Origin of the sequence: Streptomyces sp. AM8-1-1, from assembly GCF_032229325.1 — a bacterium.
In the GTDB taxonomy this organism is placed as follows: Bacteria; Actinomycetota; Actinomycetes; order Streptomycetales; family Streptomycetaceae; genus Streptomyces; species Streptomyces achmelvichensis.
This window is the reverse complement of record NZ_CP135086.1, coordinates 4,963,899-4,979,589: the sequence shown is the minus strand read 5'-3', so window position 1 is coordinate 4,979,589 and position 15,691 is coordinate 4,963,899. Positions and strand designations below refer to the sequence as shown.

General features: G+C 69.2%; 16 protein-coding genes and 1 pseudogene. 13 read left to right on the top strand and 4 right to left on the bottom strand.

Translation table 11 applies throughout. The features are described 5' to 3' along the window. The first annotated feature begins 92 nt into the window (after positions 1-92). Both RPQ07_RS22490 and RPQ07_RS22485 read left to right on the top strand, forming a co-directional pair. Positions 93-1,838 carry an LCP family protein gene (locus RPQ07_RS22490; RefSeq protein WP_313945975.1) on the top strand — a complete coding sequence of 582 codons (1,746 nt, stop codon included), beginning with the start codon at positions 93-95 and terminating at the stop codon, positions 1,836-1,838. Between the two features lie 51 nt (positions 1,839-1,889). Next, entirely contained in the window at positions 1,890-3,602 is a 1,713-nt protein-coding gene (locus RPQ07_RS22485; RefSeq protein WP_313945974.1) for an LCP family protein, read from the top strand. Between the two features lie 80 nt (positions 3,603-3,682). Here the strand turns inward: RPQ07_RS22485 and RPQ07_RS22480 are convergent, their stop codons facing one another. Continuing rightward, positions 3,683-4,699, bottom strand: coding sequence for a glycosyltransferase family 2 protein (locus RPQ07_RS22480; protein WP_313945973.1), 1,017 nt, complete (start codon positions 4,697-4,699; stop codon positions 3,683-3,685). Between the two features lie 211 nt (positions 4,700-4,910). Between RPQ07_RS22480 and RPQ07_RS22475 the strand changes: the two genes are divergently transcribed. After that, positions 4,911-6,275, top strand: a complete 1,365-nt coding sequence (locus RPQ07_RS22475; RefSeq protein ID WP_313948985.1) for an LCP family protein — start codon at positions 4,911-4,913, stop codon at positions 6,273-6,275. Positions 6,276-6,306: 31 nt separating this feature from the next. Here RPQ07_RS22475 and RPQ07_RS22470 read toward each other — a convergent pair whose 3' ends face one another. Then, a complete protein-coding gene (locus RPQ07_RS22470; protein WP_313945972.1) occupies positions 6,307-6,855 on the bottom strand; it encodes an acyl-CoA thioesterase in 549 nt (182 codons plus the stop codon). Between the two features lie 118 nt (positions 6,856-6,973). Here RPQ07_RS22470 and RPQ07_RS22465 point away from each other — a divergent pair, with 118 nt between their 5' ends. Next, positions 6,974-8,179 carry an LCP family protein gene (locus RPQ07_RS22465; protein ID WP_313945971.1) on the top strand — a complete coding sequence of 402 codons (1,206 nt, stop codon included), beginning with the start codon at positions 6,974-6,976 and terminating at the stop codon, positions 8,177-8,179. 143 nt (positions 8,180-8,322) lie between these two features. Here RPQ07_RS22465 and RPQ07_RS22460 read toward each other — a convergent pair whose 3' ends face one another. Next, on the bottom strand, positions 8,323-8,529 hold the full coding sequence (locus tag RPQ07_RS22460; RefSeq protein WP_313945970.1) for a DUF397 domain-containing protein: 207 nt from the start codon (positions 8,527-8,529) through the stop codon (positions 8,323-8,325). Continuing rightward, positions 8,526-9,401: a helix-turn-helix domain-containing protein gene (locus RPQ07_RS22455; protein WP_413777765.1), complete on the bottom strand. Its 876-nt coding sequence runs from the start codon at positions 9,399-9,401 to the stop codon at positions 8,526-8,528. Before RPQ07_RS22455 ends, RPQ07_RS22460 begins: the two co-directional genes overlap by 4 nt. Before the next feature lie 144 nt (positions 9,402-9,545). On the opposite strand from RPQ07_RS22455, the gene RPQ07_RS22450 reads away from it, so the two are divergent. From RPQ07_RS22450 to RPQ07_RS22410, 9 genes and pseudogenes are all read left to right on the top strand, one after another. Further along, a complete protein-coding gene (locus RPQ07_RS22450; protein WP_313945969.1) occupies positions 9,546-9,986 on the top strand; it encodes an ATP-binding protein in 441 nt (146 codons plus the stop codon). Positions 9,987-10,266: 280 nt separating this feature from the next. Then, complete coding sequence (locus tag RPQ07_RS22445) at positions 10,267-11,271, top strand: helix-turn-helix domain-containing protein (RefSeq protein WP_313945968.1); 1,005 nt, start codon at positions 10,267-10,269, stop codon at positions 11,269-11,271. A gap of 44 nt (positions 11,272-11,315) precedes the next feature. Continuing rightward, a complete protein-coding gene (locus RPQ07_RS22440; protein WP_313945967.1) occupies positions 11,316-11,642 on the top strand; it encodes a hypothetical protein in 327 nt (108 codons plus the stop codon). A gap of 201 nt (positions 11,643-11,843) precedes the next feature. Then, positions 11,844-11,971, top strand: a pseudogene (locus RPQ07_RS22435) (LytR family transcriptional regulator); the annotation flags it as partial. A gap of 174 nt (positions 11,972-12,145) precedes the next feature. After that, the gene (locus RPQ07_RS22430) at positions 12,146-12,553 is read left to right on the top strand and encodes a YciI family protein (RefSeq protein WP_313945966.1); all 408 of its coding nucleotides are present in this window, start codon (positions 12,146-12,148) and stop codon (positions 12,551-12,553) included. Between the two features lie 8 nt (positions 12,554-12,561). Continuing rightward, entirely contained in the window at positions 12,562-13,707 is a 1,146-nt protein-coding gene (locus RPQ07_RS22425) for an RNA polymerase sigma factor (RefSeq protein ID WP_313945965.1), read from the top strand. Between the two features lie 224 nt (positions 13,708-13,931). Further along, a complete protein-coding gene (locus RPQ07_RS22420) occupies positions 13,932-14,123 on the top strand; it encodes a hypothetical protein (RefSeq protein WP_313945964.1) in 192 nt (63 codons plus the stop codon). Further along, positions 14,107-14,634, top strand: a complete 528-nt coding sequence (locus RPQ07_RS22415) for a DUF6879 family protein (protein WP_313945963.1) — start codon at positions 14,107-14,109, stop codon at positions 14,632-14,634. Before RPQ07_RS22420 ends, RPQ07_RS22415 begins: the two co-directional genes overlap by 17 nt. Continuing rightward, a complete protein-coding gene (locus tag RPQ07_RS22410) occupies positions 14,631-15,461 on the top strand; it encodes a helix-turn-helix transcriptional regulator (RefSeq protein WP_313945962.1) in 831 nt (276 codons plus the stop codon). The genes RPQ07_RS22415 and RPQ07_RS22410 overlap by 4 nt, the downstream gene beginning before the upstream one ends. Positions 15,462-15,691 lie beyond the last annotated feature (230 nt).

Here is a 15,691-nt window from a genome sequence, read left to right as displayed (position 1 = left end):
TACGACCCCGTGTCGCGCACTGCTGGATCGAAAGACCGAGCGCCCTTCGGGGGAGGCGCGTCGCGTGGCACCGACGGAGGACTCAAGCAACCGTGGATGCGCAAAGCCGTGGGCGGGCGGACGAGATCGACCCCGCCGACCAGTGGGTACTCAACCCGCAGACCGGCAACTACGAGCTGCGACTGGGTCAATCCGCAGCGCAGTCGGGCGGCTCCTCCTCGAGAAGCGCCGCCCGTAAGGCAGCCGGCTCCGGCGGCTCCGCCCCGCGGACTCCGTCCCCGCGCAGTGCTCAGGGACGCAGGACCCAGACGCCCGGCCGCGAGGTGCCCCCGCAGCGCTCCCGCCGCGCCGGCGACGCCTCGGGGGGCAAGAACCCGCCCAACGCGGGCCGGCGCAAGCGCAAGCAGGCCAACTCCCGCAAGAAGAAGGCGATGATGTGGACGGGCGGCGTGGTCGCCTTCCTCGTCGTCGCCACGTCCGTCGCCGGATACCTCGTGTACCGCCACTTCGACGGCAACCTGAACACGGTCGACGTGGCGGGAGCCGGCAGCGGCGGCTTCAAGAAGGACCAGGCCGTCAACATCCTGGTCATCGGCACCGACAAGCGCTCCGGCAAGGGCAACGAGTCCTACGGCGACAAGGACAGCGTCGGCCACGCCGACACCACGATCCTCTTCCATGTCTCCAAGGACCGGACCAACGCGACGGCGGTGTCCATCCCGCGCGACCTGATCACCGACATCCCGGACTGCGAGACCAAGACCGGGGACTCGACGAAGATCATCCCCGGTACGCCGAAGACCCGGTTCAACGAGAGCCTCGGCCAGTCGGGCCGCGACCCGGGCTGCACCATGCGGACGGTCAAGGAGCTGACCGGCGTGACCGTCGACCACTTCATGATGGCCGACTTCAACGCGGTCAAGACCATGACGACGGCCGTCGGCGGTGTCGAGGTGTGCCTCGCCAAGGACATCAACGACAAGGACTCCAAGCTCAACCTTCCCGCCGGAAAGCACGTCCTCGCCGGGGAGGACGCCCTGGCGTTCGTCCGTACGCGGCACTCGGTGGGCTTCGGCGGCGACCTCAGCCGTATCGAGATCCAGCAGCAGTTCCTGAGCTCGCTGATCCGCAAGATGAAGTCGAGCGACACCCTGTCGAGCCCCTCGAAGATGTGGGACCTGGCGGAGGCGGCCACCAAGGCGCTCACCGTCGACACGGGCATAGGGAAGATCTCGCGGCTGCGCGACCTCGGCATGGAACTGTCCAAGGTGGATCCGAAGAACATCACCTTCGCCACCGTGCCCGTCGTCGACAACACCGACGGCGCCACGGTGCTGCTGAGCGAGGAGAAGGCCAAGCCCCTCTTCTCGATGATCCAGAACGACACCTCGCTCACCGAGGTGAAGCAGAAGGAGCAGGACGCCAAGAACAAGCAGAAGGGTCTGCTGACCGGACCGAGGGCCGCGGCCGCCGATGTGCGGGTCGCGGTCTACAACGGCAGCAACACCCAAGGGGCGGCGCTGGCGACGCTGACCTGGCTGCAGAACGAGGAGGGCGTCCTGAAGTCGAGCAACGAGGGCAACGCTCCCGAGAAGCTCACGAAGACGACGCTGACGTACGCGCCGAACCAGGCGAACCAGGCCCGCAAGCTCGCGGATCTGATGGGGCTGCCCGCGACGGCGCTGAAGCCGGGGACGGCGAACGCCGAGGGACTCGAGGCGATGACGCTGACCCTCGGTGCGGATTACAAGGGCGCAGGGGTGCCCATCACCGGTCCGGCCAAGGCGCCGGAAGGTGTGCAGAAGGTCGAAGCGGACAAACAGGTGTGCGCCAAGTGACTCGGGACCTCCCGGTCGCTCGGCCTGCCTGAACGACAGGGGGAACCAGGGGTGGGTCAGAACAGCGTGCGGGGAAAGGGGACGCGCGAGGGCGTCCCGCACGCCCGTGAAGTGGGGTGGGACGAGGGGCTGTACGACGAGGAGGGCGACGGCTCCAAGGGCCGTGCGCGTCTGGCTCTCGACGACGAGCGGGAGGCCCCGGCGGCGGGGGCGGCCGGCAGAGGCGGACACGGCCGCCGCGGCCCGGCGGCACGACGACGGCAGAAACGCGGCAAACGCCGCATACTGCGCTGGGTCGCCTCCGTCCTCTCGCTGCTGATACTCGCCACGGCGGGTGCCGGCTATCTGTACTACGAGCACCTCAACAGCAAGCTCAAGAAGGACGATCTGACCCTCGGCAACGACATGCCGGACCACAAGGCCAACGCGGCCGGTCAGACGCCGCTGAACATCCTGCTCATCGGATCGGACGCACGCGACAACGCGGCGAACCAGAAGCTCGGCGGCGCGAAGAAGACCTTCGGCTCGACCCCGCTCGCCGATGTGCAGATGCTGGTGCACATGTCCGCCGACCGCTCCAACATCTCGGTGATCAGCATGCCGCGCGACACCATGCTGAAGATCCCGGAGTGCACGGACCCGGACAGCAAGAAGACCTATCCGGCGTCCCGCTTCGCCCCGACGAACGAGTCGCTGGGGCGCGGTGGTCCGGGCTGCACGGTGGCGACCTGGTACGAACTCACCGGCATCACCATCGACCACTTCATGATGATCGACTTCGCGGGCGTGGTCTCCATGGCCGACGCCATCGGCGGCGTCCCCGTCTGCGTCCTGCAGAACGTGCACTCCCGCAACCGCACCGGCCAAGGCTCCGGGCTCAAGCTGCCCGCGGGCACGCACCCCGTCAAGGGTGAGCAGGCGCTCCAGTGGCTGCGGACGCGCTACGGCTTCGAGGACGGCACCGACCTCGCGCGCACCCACGCGCAGCACATGTACATGAACTCGATGGTGCGCGAGCTGCGCGAGAACACCAAGCTCACCGACCCCAACAAGCTGCGCAAGCTCGCCGAGGCCGCCATCGGGGCCCTCACCGTCGACAACGGCATCGACTCGGTCAAGAAGCTCTACGACCTCGGCGGCCAGCTCAAGAGCGTGCCCACCGGCCGGATCACCATGACGACCATGCCGAACGTCTACTCGCAGCGCCCGGGTTACGCCGGCAAGGTCGAGCCGAAGGAGGGCGACGCCGAGCAGCTGTTCCGGATGGTCCGCGAGGACATCCCGCTGGACGGCAAGGCGTCGAAGGCCCCGCCGAAGAAGCCGTCGGCGCCGGCGGTGTCCAAGGACCCTGCGGCCGCGCCCGCCGAGATCTCGGTGTCGGTGCAGAACGGCACCGGCGCGGACGGCCGGATCCCGCAGAAGGGCCGCGCGACGGAGATCGCCGGGGTGCTGAGCGGCAAGGGCTTCACCCGCGCGGTGGCCGACGCCACGCCCAACGCGCAGGCGAAGACGGTCGTCCGGTACTCCAACGCGGAGTTGGAGGGCGACGCCCAGGCGATCGCCAAGTCCCTCGGGATTCCGCTGACTTCGGTGAAGAAGTCGACGGACGTCACCGGCATCGCGCTGATCGTGGGAGCGGACTGGCGTCAGGGCACGGCCTTCCCGAAGGCGCCGGCCGTCGACAACAAGACGCCCGAGTCGGCGCGCGCGCTCAACGGCAACACCAAGGCCTGCATGAAGATCCAGCCGGGCTTCACCTGGTAGACGGCGACGCAGGACCGCCGACGCGGAGGGCCCCGGGTGCGTGCACCCGGGGCCCTCCGCCGTGAGACGTCTCGTACGCGTCAGGCCGACGCGCTCTGCACGGCCGGACGGCGGCTCGCGATGACCTTCCTCGCCAGCGCGCGCGGGCTCGTCAGGAAGCCGAAGCCCCACGACATGTGCATGGTGGCCAGCGCCACCGGGATCTGGAGCCGTGCCTTGAGCGGCAGGCCCTTGCCGGCGGGGACGGAGCCCGCGGCGATGGCGGCGAGGTAGCCGCCGGGGACCAGCAGGCCCCAGGGGGTGAGCACCGCGCCCACCACGACGCCCGCGGCGATCGCGCAGACCGCGACCGGCGGCGCGAGGTAGCGCAGGTTGATGGAGCCCTGGTGGTAGCGGGCGACGACGTGCCGCCAGCGGCCGTAGTCCTTGTACTGCTTCGCCAGCGCCCGCACCGAGGGGCGCGGACGGTACTGCACCCGCAGCTCCGGCGAGAACCAGATCAGACCGCCGGCCTCGCGGATGCGGAAGTTCAGCTCCCAGTCCTGGGCGCGGATGAACTCCTCGTTGTAGCCGCCCTGCTGCTCCAGCGCCTCGCGGCGGAAGACACCCAGATACACGGTCTCGGCGGCACCGGCCTGACCGCCGGTGTGGAAGGCCGCGTTACCGACACCGATCTTCGAGGTCATCGCGGCGGCGACCGCGTGCTCCCAGTCGTTCTCGCCCTCGGCGTGCATGATGCCGCCGACGTTCTGCGCGCCGGTCTCCTCCAGGAGGCGGACGGCGGTGGCGATGTAGTTCGCCGACAGCATGCCGTGGCCGTCGACGCGCACCACGATCGGGTGGCTGGAGGCCTTGATGGCGGCGTTCAGCGCGGCCGGCGTACGTCCGGTGGGGTTCGGCACCGTGTGGACGCGGGGGTCCTCACGTACGAGTTCGGCGGCGATCTCGTCGGTGCGGTCCGTGGACGGGCCGAGCGCGATCACCACTTCCATCTCGCCGCCGTACTCCTGCTCGAGGATGTGGCGTACCGAGTTGCGCAGGTGCCGCTCCTCGTTGAGGACCGGCATGATCACGGAGACAGGGGGCATGGCGTTCATCGGGCGCCACGTTACCGCGAACGGGGGACACGGAGGCGCGGCGGCCGTTCCCTGCCCCTGGCAGCAGATCGTATGGGCCTACGGTGTGCAGGATTCCCCCCACGTCACCCACGGAGGTGCCTCCCCCGTGCCCACACCGCCCCGCTCCCCCCGTCCCCGGCCGAACCCGAGGCCCCGGACCGGACGGCCGGTCCTCCGGCCGCGCTGGGGCCTGCGGGTGGCGACGACCCTCTCGGTCCTGGTGCTCGGCGCGGGCGCCATCGGGCATGCGGTGGTGACCAGTCTGGACACCGGGATCAGCCGGGTGGATCCGTTCCGCGACATGAAGAACCGGCCCGCGGGCGGGCACGGGATGAATCTGCTCCTCGTCGGCACCGACGGCCGCGACAAGATCACCGCCGAGCAGAAGGAGAAGTACCGCCTCGGCGGAGCGCCCTGCCGCTGCACCGACACGATCATGCTGGTGCACATCTCGCGCGACCGGGAACGGGCGAGCGTGGTCAGCCTGCCCCGCGACAGCTACGTCGAGATCCCCGCCCACACCGACCGGAACACGGGCAAGCGCCACGAGGCCCACCCGGTGAAGCTGAACGCGGCGTACTCGGAAGGCGGCCCGGGGCTGACCGTCAGCACCGTCGAGCAGCTGACCAAGGTGAAGATCGACCACTATCTGGAGGTCGACTTCACCAGCTTCATGAAGACCGTGGACGCGGTCGGCGGGGTGGAGATCTGCACGGCCCAGTCCATGAAGGACGCGTACACCGGTCTGGATCTCGCCGCCGGCACCCACCGGCTCGACGGCGGCCGGGCGCTGCAGTACGTGCGCTCGCGCCATGTCGACGGCGCGTCCGACCTGGGCCGGATGCAGCGCCAGCAGCGCTTCGTCGCGGCCTTCATCAAGCAGGCCACCGGCACCGGCGTCACGCTGAACCCGATGAAGTTCCGCCAGGTGACCTCGGCCATGCTCGACTCCGTCCGGGCCGACGCGGGCTTCGGCCCCGACGAGATGCTGGCGCTCAGCAGGGCGATGCGGGGCTTCTCGGCGGCGTCCTCGGAGTTCACCTCCGTACCCATCGGCGCGATGGGCCCGGCCAAGGGCATCGGTTCCACGGTCACGTGGGACGACGCGAAGGCGCAGAAACTGTTCCGGATGATCCGCGAGGACAAGCCGCTCGCACCGGCGACCGCACAGAGGCCGAAGGTCCCGCTGGTCGATGTCGCCCCGCAGCAGATCCGGGTGCAGGTCTACAACGGGACGCGTGCCGACGGCCTCGGCCGCAAGGTGGACTCCGCGCTGCGGGCGACCGGCTTCAACACGACCGGCTCGCCCTTCAACGGCGGCGGCAGCCCCGTGGTGCGGCGCACCTTCGTCGAGTACGACCCGCGCTGGGACCGCTCCGCCCGCTCCCTGGCGGCGGCGCTGCCCGGGTGCGAACTGCGGCCCGTGAACGGCCAGGGGCAGACGCTGAAGGTGACCGCGGGCGCCGACTACAAGGGGGTGACCACCGTGCGGGCGAAGGATGTGAAGCAGGGCGAGTTCGACACGGTGAAGGGAGACCAGGTGGTCTGCCCCTGACGGGGCGGCCGCCCGCCCCGGGCGCCGGGCTCTAGTCCTGCATCCCGTCGGCGGCGCGCTTCTCGCGCAGTTCCTTGATGGCGCGGCGACGGGCCAGCCGGTGCGTACGCCGGATCTGGGCCTCCTGGTAGCGCCGCCGGTCCCGCTCGGTCTCGGGGACCACCGGCGGTACGGCGCGGGGCTTGCCGTCCCCGTCGACCGCCGCGAACACCAGATACGCCGAGCCGACCTGCTGGGCGGGGGTCGACTCGTTCCAGCGCTCGGCCATGACCCGCACACCGACCTCCATGGAGGACCGGCCGGTCCAGTTCACCTGGGCCTTCACATGCACCAGGTCACCGACCCTGACCGGCTCCAGGAACACCATCTCGTCCATGGACGCCGTGACGGCGGGACCACCGGAGTGCCGGCCCGCGACCGCGCCCGCCGCGTCGTCCACCAGTTTCATGATCACGCCGCCGTGCACCGTGCCGAGGAGATTGGTGTCACTGCCGGTCATGATGTGACTGAGGGTGGTACGGGACGCCGAAGTGGGCTTGCCCGGAATTACGGACTCCGAGCGCTGGGCCTGATCTGTCATGACGTCCACCCTATGCGGGGGTCACACAATCGGGTCATTGCATCAGCTTGGCAACAGGCCAGGTCCGATTCCCCACCCCCTCTATATGGCGCGAGGTCCCACCGGCACACTGGTCGCCATGAACGATTGGCCCGAAGGATACGGACGCGGCAGCCAGGGCTCTCAGCCCGAGGGCGCTCGCGTGATGCGCCATGTGCAGCGACGGCCGGTCCCGCAGCAGCAGTCGCAGGGGTACGACGACGCCCCCTACGACAGCGGCTACAACACGGGCCAGGTCTACGGCTCCCCGCCCGCCGGCGGCCCCGGCGCCCCGCCGCCCCAGGGCCACGCACCGCGCGGTTACGGCCCTGACTGGCGTCGCCGGATCAAGATCGGCTCGCTCGTCCTGGTGGTGGCGCTGCTCGCGGTCACGATCGGCACGTACTTCTGGGCCGACGGCAAGCTCAAGCGCGAGGTCGACCTCTCCAAGGTCATCGAGCGTCCGGGCGCCGGAGACGGCACCAACTATCTGATCGTCGGGTCCGACAGCCGTGAGGGCATGTCGGCCGAGGACAAGAAGAAGCTGCACACGGGCTCGGCCGAGGGCAAGCGGACCGACTCGATGATGATCCTGCACGACGGCTCGAACGGCCCGACGCTGATCTCGCTGCCTCGTGACTCGGACGTCGAGATACCGTCGTTCAAGGGCTCCGATTCCGGCAAGCTCTTCCCGAACACCGGCCGCCGGGTCAAGCTGAACGCCGCGTACGCCGAGGACGGCCCGGAGCTGCTGGTCCGTACGGTCGAGCACAACACGGGTCTGCACATCGACCACTACGTCGAGATCGGCTTCGCCGGGTTCGCCGGCATCGTGGACGCCATCGGCGGTGTCGAGATGGACATCCCGAAGGCCTTCAAGGACAAGAAGTCGGGCGCCGACTTCCAGGCCGGCAAGCAGACGCTGGACGGCGAGCAGGCGCTGGCGTTCGTCCGGACCCGCTACGCCTTCGCCGGCAGCGACCTGGACCGTACGAAGAACCAGCAGAAGTTCCTCGCGGCCCTGGCCTCCCAGACGGCGACGCCGAGCACGATCCTGAACCCCTTCAAGCTCTACCCGACCATGGGCGCGGGCCTGGACACCCTGATCGTGGACAAGGACATGTCGCTCTGGTCGCTGGGCCAGATGTTCTTCGCGATGAAGGGCGTCACGGGCGGTGAGGGCACGTCGATGAACATGCCGATCTCGGGCACCAGGGGCGGCAACCTCGTCTGGGACAAGGCGAAGGTGAAGCAGCTCGTGGAGCAGCTCAAGAACGACGAGAAGGTCACGGTCACCGGCAACTGACGGTTCCCGACCGCCTGGGAAGAAGCCCGCACGCATACCCAGGGCGACAAACCCGCCCGCCGGCGACGACCAGATCAGCTTCTTCTGACCGCAACGCGCCCCGAACCCGGATCAACCGGGCTCGGGGCGCGAGTGCTCAGGGGTCAGCTCCCGGAGGCGTACGTCACGAAGTCCGCCCATGCGGCGGGTCCGAAGCCAAGCTCCGGGCCCGGCACGTTCTTGGAGTCGCGCACGTGCACCGCGCTGACCATCGCAGCGACCTCGACACACTCAGGGCCGTCGTTCGTGCTGTAGCTGCTCTTGACCCACGTCAGCTCGGAGGGGTCTCCGGCCGAGGGCTTGACACTCATGTCTCTCCTGCCAGTTTCTCGATGAAGGTCCGCGACAACCGAGGCGTCAGCGCCTGGGCCCTGATCAGGCCGTAGCGCATCTCAAGGATCTGGACCTCCTTGGGCTCGGTGATCAGCCGACTGGTGAGCTGGACCTCGTTGTGCGCCACAGCCGTGCCGTCGCTCAACTTGAGCACCTGGTGAGACCCACCCAGACCCGCATGCTCTTCCGTCTCCGTCGGCATGACCTGGATCTCGACGTGCCTCAACGAGCCTAGTTCCAGCAGGTGTTCGAGCTGTCGGCGTAACACCATTCTGCCTCCGGTGGGCCGCCTCAGCGTCGCTTCCTCCTGGACGAACGTCAGCAAGGGGGCCGGCTGCCGCCCGAAAACCGACTGCCTGGATAGTCGCGCAGCCACGAAGCGCTCGACCCGCTCCTCGGAGAACGCGGGACGCCGCTCGCCGTAAAGCGCGCGGGCGTACTCCTCGGTCTGAAGCAGGCCGTGCACCACAACACTTGCGTACGCGCCCATCTCGACCGCGCCCGCCTCCAACTTCGCCAGGTCCCGGACCTTCTTCGGGTACCTCGCCTCCGCCACGTCCGTCTTCATCGCGGCCAGTTTCCCGTCCGCGCCCAGGACCTCGTCCGCCCTGTCCAGGAACTCCGGTTTCGGGATGCGCTTGCCGGTCTCGACCTTGTAGACCTGGTTCTCGCCGTACCCGATCGCCGCGCCCAGGTCAGCCGCGCGCATGCCCGCCGCCTCCCGCCAGAGCCGGACCTGCCGGCCGACCGCCGCGATCACCGCTCCCGAGTCGTCGTCCTCCAGCTCGACGTCCCGGTCCGGCTCGTCCGCCCCGTCCGCCATGCGGTCCCTGCCGACTTCGCCCGCCATACGACACCCGCCTCCACCCGTGTCCGTACCGTGTCGCGTTCGACGCCGTACCGGATGGACAGGGCTGTACACCACCTGGACAGTCACTGTCCGTACACGCGTCGCTCTGTTCAGCGTAGGCACGGCCCGGCCACGCTGAGTCACGTGAATCAGGAAATCACCCGAACCGAATCCTCCGCTCCCGTGCGGCAGTTCACCGTGCTGCTCTCCCCCACCCTCCGGGGTGCCCGGCTCGCCCGGCTGCTCACCACGGCGCAACTGGCCTCCTGGGGGCTCCGTCCGGAGTCCGCCGCGCAGATCGTCGCCGAGCTGGCCACCAACGCCACGGTGCACGGCCGCGTACCCGGCAGGGACTTTCGGCTGGATCTCACCGTCGACGACGAGGGCAAGCGCCTGCGCATCGAGCTCACCGACACCCGTGGCGACCGCCTGCTGCCCCGTCCCGGCATCTCCACCGCGCCGGCCGCCGACTCCGAGTCCGGGCGCGGTCTGCTCATCGTCGAAGCACTCGCCGACCGGTGGGGCGTGACCCAGGGGCCCGTGCCCCGTAAGACCGTGTGGGCCGAGCTCGACCTCGTACCGTGACGGGTCACACGGGGTCGCGGATGGCTACGACCCGGTTGTCGGCGACGCGATGCCGCACGACGCAAAAGCTCTCAAGAACGTGGGAAAGAACCGGGGAAAGCACCCATCCCACCCCACCCGGCCCCCGTCACTCTCCCGGGTGACCTTGGCCCATCGGGCTGGATTTCGGGCGGGTTGGCGGGCATATGCTCGCCGCGACAACCGCAGACATGCGTCGGCCCCCGGCCGGGACGGCAATCCCGATCGAGGGCCTGACCACCGAGGAAGTAGAGGCTTCCCGATGGATACCCAGCAGGTTAGCGCGCCCTCGCGCGCCTCGTCCCGCGTTCCCGGGCGCGTCGCCGCCTTCGGCGTGATCCACGTCAACGCGGTCCACACCAGCCGCTTCACGATCGTCGGCAACCACCTTGCTCAGCACGGTGAGTTGTCCCTCACCGCGATCGGGCTCGCCGTCCACTTCCAGTCGCTGCCCGACGGGGCGAAGGTCGGCATCAAGGTCCTCGCCGAACGGTTCCCGGAGAGCGAGGCGCGTATCGCCGCCGCGCTGCGCGAACTGGAGGAACACTCCTACCTGGAACGCACCCTGGTGCGCCTCCCCGGTGGCAAGCTCGTCACCAGGACGGTCTCCTACAACCAGCCCGGTGGCACCCCGGCTCCCACCGCAGCGCCCCGGCCACGGGCCGAGCCCACCCGACCGGCCTCGGTCCCGGCCACGCCCCCGGCGCCCGCAGCGGAACCCGAGACCGCAGAGCTCCCGGCCCCGGAGGCCGCCCCACCGGAGGCCACGGTCGCGGAGCCCGCACCGGCCCCGGGCTCCGTACCGCCGCCGCCCGCGCGCCCACGCCCACCGCTCCCCGAGCCACAGAGCCCCGACCCGGAGCGCCACCGCGTGGCCACCGATCTCCTCTCCGGCCTGCGCCGCGATCACCCCCGCCTGCTCCTCGGCGAGCGCGACGTCCGACGCCTGGCCCCGGCCGTCGCCTCCTGGCTGGAACGCGAAGCCACCCCCGACGCTGTCCGCCACGCCCTCACCACCGGCCTGCCCCACCCCCTGAAACATCCGGCGGCCCTGCTCGCCCACCGACTCGCCTCACTCCTCCCGCCACCGCTCCCCGACCTCCCCGTGCCGGATGTCATCCATCCCATCCAGGACTGCACCGGGACCTGCAAGCGCGTCTTCCGCGCCCCCGAGCCAGGCCTCTGCCGCGACTGCCGACGCGAAGCCCGAGCCAGGGACGACACCGAGGCACCGCCGGCAGCGGACGCCCAGGCCCAGGCCGCCTGACCGGCCCGGTACCCCCCGCCCACCCAGCAAGCACCGGAGGAACCATGGACGACGCCATCGAGGCCGCCCGCGCGCACCAACGCGCCACGGTCTACGAGGAACTCGTCGACATCGCCACCCGGCTCCAGTTGATCGTCCGCCTGAAGAACGGCGTCGACCCGCACGTCGGCTCGGCCCTGCACGCGGTCCGCTTCGCCGTCACCATGCTCTGGCCCACCCTCCCGGAATCCTCACCACCCGGCTACCGCCACGACAGTGAGGACCTGCTCGCACTCGCCGCCCAGTGGCGGGAAGCGGCCCTGGAGATCGGCGAGTTCGCCGTCGAACCCCCTGCCCTGCGCCTGGTCGGCGACACCACCCCACCCGCCTGAGGCCGCCGCCACCCGCTGCGGACCGCCCGTGAGCACACCGTCCAACGGAGCTCTGCGGGTGGGTGAGCTGCGTCCGAGTCAGCTGCTGCACAAGTCCGCATTCGGCACCGCACAGACCGCTCCGCACCGGGCAGCATCCATGGCAAGATCATCGCCGCCGATCGCCGCCTCGCTCTGCTGGGCAGCGCGAACCTCAGCGGTCACTACGTCGAGATCGGCTTCGCCGGCATCGTGGACGCGCTCGGCGGTTGCCGGGATGGACATCCCGAGGGCCCTCAAGGACAAGAAGCCGGCCGCCGACTTCCAGGCCGGCAAGCAGACGCTGGAGGTTCCCGACCGCCTGGGAAGGGCCCGCCGCGCTGTGTCGCGCGGCGGGCCCTTTCGCATCCGCCCGAAAAATCTCCGGCGGTGACGTCGAGCGATGTCGAGAACCCGTGCCCGGCTCCGTCCCCGGGGTGCAAGCGACCACAATGGGTCGCACCCACACCGAGGAGAGATCCACGATGGCGAAGTACCTGCTGCTCAAGCACTACCGCGGCGCCCCGGCTCCGGCCAACGACGTGCCGATGGACCAGTGGACGCCGGAGGAGATCTCGGCCCATATGCAGTACATGAACGACTTCGCGGCCCGGCTGGAGCAGACCGGCGAGTTCGTCGACAGCCAGGCGCTCGCCCCCGAGGGGACATTCGTCCGCTACGACGGTGAGGGGCGCCCGCCCGTCACCGACGGTCCGTTCGCCGAGACCAAAGACCTGATCGCCGGCTGGATGGTGATCGACGTCGACAGCCACCAGCGTGCCGTCGAGCTGGCCGGCGAGCTGTCTGCGGCCCCCGGGGCCGGCGGCAAGCCGATCCACGAGTGGCTCGAGCTGCGCCCGTTCCTGGGCTGCCACGAGACCATCACGGAGTGACCCCATCGATGAACGAGGCCCTGATCCGGAGCCTCACGCCCGGCGTGCTCACCGTCCTCGTCCGCCGCGGTGCCGACTTCGCGGCGGCCGAGGACGCCGTGCAGGACGCGCTGGTCGAGGCCGTCCGCGTCTGGCCGGCCGACCCTCCGCGGGATGCGAAGGGCTGGCTGATCACCGTGGCCTGGCGCAAGTTCCTCGACGTCACCCGCTCGGACGCGGCCCGCCGCCGGCGTGAGGACCTCGTCGAGGAGGAACCGGCGCCGGGCTCCGCGCCCGCGGTGGACGACACACTCCAGCTCTACTTCCTCTGCGCCCACCCGTCGCTGACGCCGTCGTCCGCGGTCGCGCTCACCCTGCGCGCCGTGGGCGGGCTGACCACCCGCCAGATCGCCCAGGCCTACCTGGTGCCGGAAGCGACCATGGCGCAGCGGATCAGCCGGGCCAAGCGCACCGTCTCCGGCGTGCGCTTCGACCAGCCCGGCGACGTCGCCACCGTGCTGCGCGTCCTCTACCTGGTCTTCAACGAGGGCTACTCCGGCGACGTCGACCTCGCCGCCGAGGCCATCCGGCTCACCCGGCAGCTCGCGGCCGCGATCGACCACCCCGAAGTCGCGGGCCTGCTCGCCCTCATGCTGCTCCATCACGCCCGGCGTGCCGCCCGGACCGCACCCGACGGCAGTCTGGTGCCGCTCGCCGAGCAGGACCGCGGCCGGTGGGACACGACGTCGATCGCCGAGGGCGTCGTGATCCTCCAGACGGCCCTCGCCCGCGACCGCTTGGGCGAGTTCCAGGCCCAGGCCGCCATCGCGGCACTCCACGCGGACGCGCCCACGGCCGGGGAGACGGACTGGGTGCAGATCGTCGAGTGGTACGACGAACTCGCGCGCCTGACGGACAGTCCGGTCGTCCGCCTCAACCGCGCGGTGGCCGTGGGCGAGGCCGACGGCCCGCGCGCGGGCCTGGCTGCGCTCGCGGCGCTGGACGACACCGTGCCCCGCCACACCGCGGTGTCGGCGTACCTCCACGAACGCGACGGCGACCTGCCGACGGCGGCCCGCCTGTACGCCGAGGCGGCCCACAAGGCCCCGAACCTCGCGGAACGGGACCACTTGACCCGCCAGGCGGCGCGGTTGAACGCCCGCGGGGGTGGCTGACGGGGCGGGCTCCGTCGCCGTCACGACCTCTGATCATCCGTGCGTGAGGTGGCACCACCGCTGGTCAGCCGAGGGATGCCACCGCATCCGCGATGAGGGCGCGGGCGGCCGCTCCCCGTCACGGCCTTGGGACCGGTTTCCAGTAACGGAAACTCGAACCCCTTGTTCCTCGGGTTGGGGGCCGCGAGCATCGGACGCGACACCCGACGACGAGGGGGCAGGCCGTGAAGCTGACACGACTGGTAGGTCAGTGCGACGAGGGCGAGTGTCCCACCATCTTTGCGACCGATCGGGGCACGCTCGTCGTGCAGGGGGACCGCGTGGCCGACCACGGGCAGGAGATTCCAGCCCACGAAACCATGGTGGAAATCCCTGTCGAGCTCATCCGAAAGGCCATTCGTGACAACCTCATCTAACACACTGGGGGATTGGCTCAACGACTTCAGTCGGGAGGCCTTCCGGCTGGAGACTCTGGACGATTACAGCAAGTCGGGTGGCGTTGACGCCTATCGGGCATTCCTTGCCGGCGAGCCGCAGCCAGAGGCTTACAAGGCCGCTGGATGGATGGCGACGGTCGGGGACGCGGTCCGGTCGGGAAAGCGAATCTATCGCGTCCACATCCTCTCGCGCCCGTTGACGGATTACCTACGCTTCGAGCTCTCCTGGGGGTACCACCGCAACATGGCGGTCGGCGAAGAGTTCTTCATCCTGGATACGACCACCAAGGAAAACCCGATCTCGGATGCACCGGATTTCTGGCTCTTCGATGAGCGAGTAATCGGAGCCATGAACTACGACGAGGAAGGTAGGTACCTGGGTGCCGATTTCCTCGGAGAAGATCAGCTGTCCAGGTTCCTGGCGTACAGAAACACGGCTATGGCTCAGGCTGTGCCGTTCGCTGACTGGTGGGCGAAGTACGGCGAGTGAACAAATCCAGCCTTGGATCAGCGCTGCGGGAACTGCGTGAGTCTTCCGGGAAGGAAGCGAAGGCGGTTGCCCGTGGCGCTGCCATGTCTCGCTCCAAGGCGTCCAAGATCGAGAACCAGATCACAGCGCCCAGCGTCACCGACGTCGACTGCATCCTCACAGCTATAGGCGTATCGGATGAGGTCAAGGCCGAGTACATGGCTGCTGCCAGAGAGGCGGCCACGGAAGTCACAGCGTGGCGGCTTATTCGCCGATTGGGCTACAGCCGTAAACAACAACAGGTGCAGGCCCTTGAATCACAAACAGCCCTGCTGCGCCTATTTCAGCCCTCACTCGTTCCCGGACTGCTTCAGACGCCTGAATACGTGCGGGCGGTTTTTGCCCGAAGAAACCTGACAGAAGAACAGCTGGAGCGCACCGTCGGCGCGAGGCTGGCACGTCAAAATGTTCTGTACTCGGAAGGGAAGTCCTTCCGTTTCATCATCACGGAATCGGTCCTCCGGTGGCGCCTTGTCCCAGCCTTGATGATGGTGGGGCAGCTCGACCGATTGATCTCTGCCTCTCGGCTGCCCAACGTGGATATCCGAGTCGTCGCCCTGTCTACCCCACAGGTGGATTTTCCTGGCCACTCGTTCTCCATCAAGGACGAGCGCACGGTAACCATTGAGACGGTCCACGCGGAAACGGTGGTCACCGATCCTAGGGACGTCGCCCTGTACGTAGCCAAGTTCGAAGGATTCAGCGGGACCGCCGTTGCCAGTGACGACATGCGGTCCCTACTCGAAGGCATCCGAGACGAGCTTTTGCGCGAACAGGAAACCGGCTAGAACCTGGCTCCGCCCCCGGCCACCATTGGCTGTCGAATCCTGGAGACAGCGGCGAAGGGGTGCGCAATGGCAACCACGACGGACACGTTCGAGTACGCGAGACCCCGAGACCTCGCCCTCGGTGATTGCGAGCTGTCTCTACGCGGAATGCGGCTGGGCTGCCGTTCCCGGCCCTGACGTGGCCGAGGTTGACCGGCAGTGCATGACCCACACGGGCCTCGACGCCGGAC

What these genes read in the sequence shown, in the direction of transcription:
- RPQ07_RS22425 (WP_313945965.1), top strand. Translation starts at nt 12,562, where the DNA reads ATGAACGAGGCCCTGATCCGGAGCCTCACGCCCGGCGTGCTCACCGTC.
- RPQ07_RS22455 (WP_413777765.1), bottom strand. Translation starts at nt 9,401, where the DNA reads ATGGCGGGCGAAGTCGGCAGGGACCGCATGGCGGACGGGGCGGACGAG.
- RPQ07_RS22440 (WP_313945967.1), top strand. Translation starts at nt 11,316, where the DNA reads ATGGACGACGCCATCGAGGCCGCCCGCGCGCACCAACGCGCCACGGTC.
- RPQ07_RS22445 (WP_313945968.1), top strand. Translation starts at nt 10,267, where the DNA reads ATGGATACCCAGCAGGTTAGCGCGCCCTCGCGCGCCTCGTCCCGCGTT.
- RPQ07_RS22480 (WP_313945973.1), bottom strand. Translation starts at nt 4,699, where the DNA reads ATGAACGCCATGCCCCCTGTCTCCGTGATCATGCCGGTCCTCAACGAG.
- RPQ07_RS22430 (WP_313945966.1), top strand. Translation starts at nt 12,146, where the DNA reads ATGGCGAAGTACCTGCTGCTCAAGCACTACCGCGGCGCCCCGGCTCCG.
- RPQ07_RS22460 (WP_313945970.1), bottom strand. Translation starts at nt 8,529, where the DNA reads ATGAGTGTCAAGCCCTCGGCCGGAGACCCCTCCGAGCTGACGTGGGTC.
- RPQ07_RS22465 (WP_313945971.1), top strand. Translation starts at nt 6,974, where the DNA reads ATGAACGATTGGCCCGAAGGATACGGACGCGGCAGCCAGGGCTCTCAG.
- RPQ07_RS22470 (WP_313945972.1), bottom strand. Translation starts at nt 6,855, where the DNA reads ATGACAGATCAGGCCCAGCGCTCGGAGTCCGTAATTCCGGGCAAGCCC.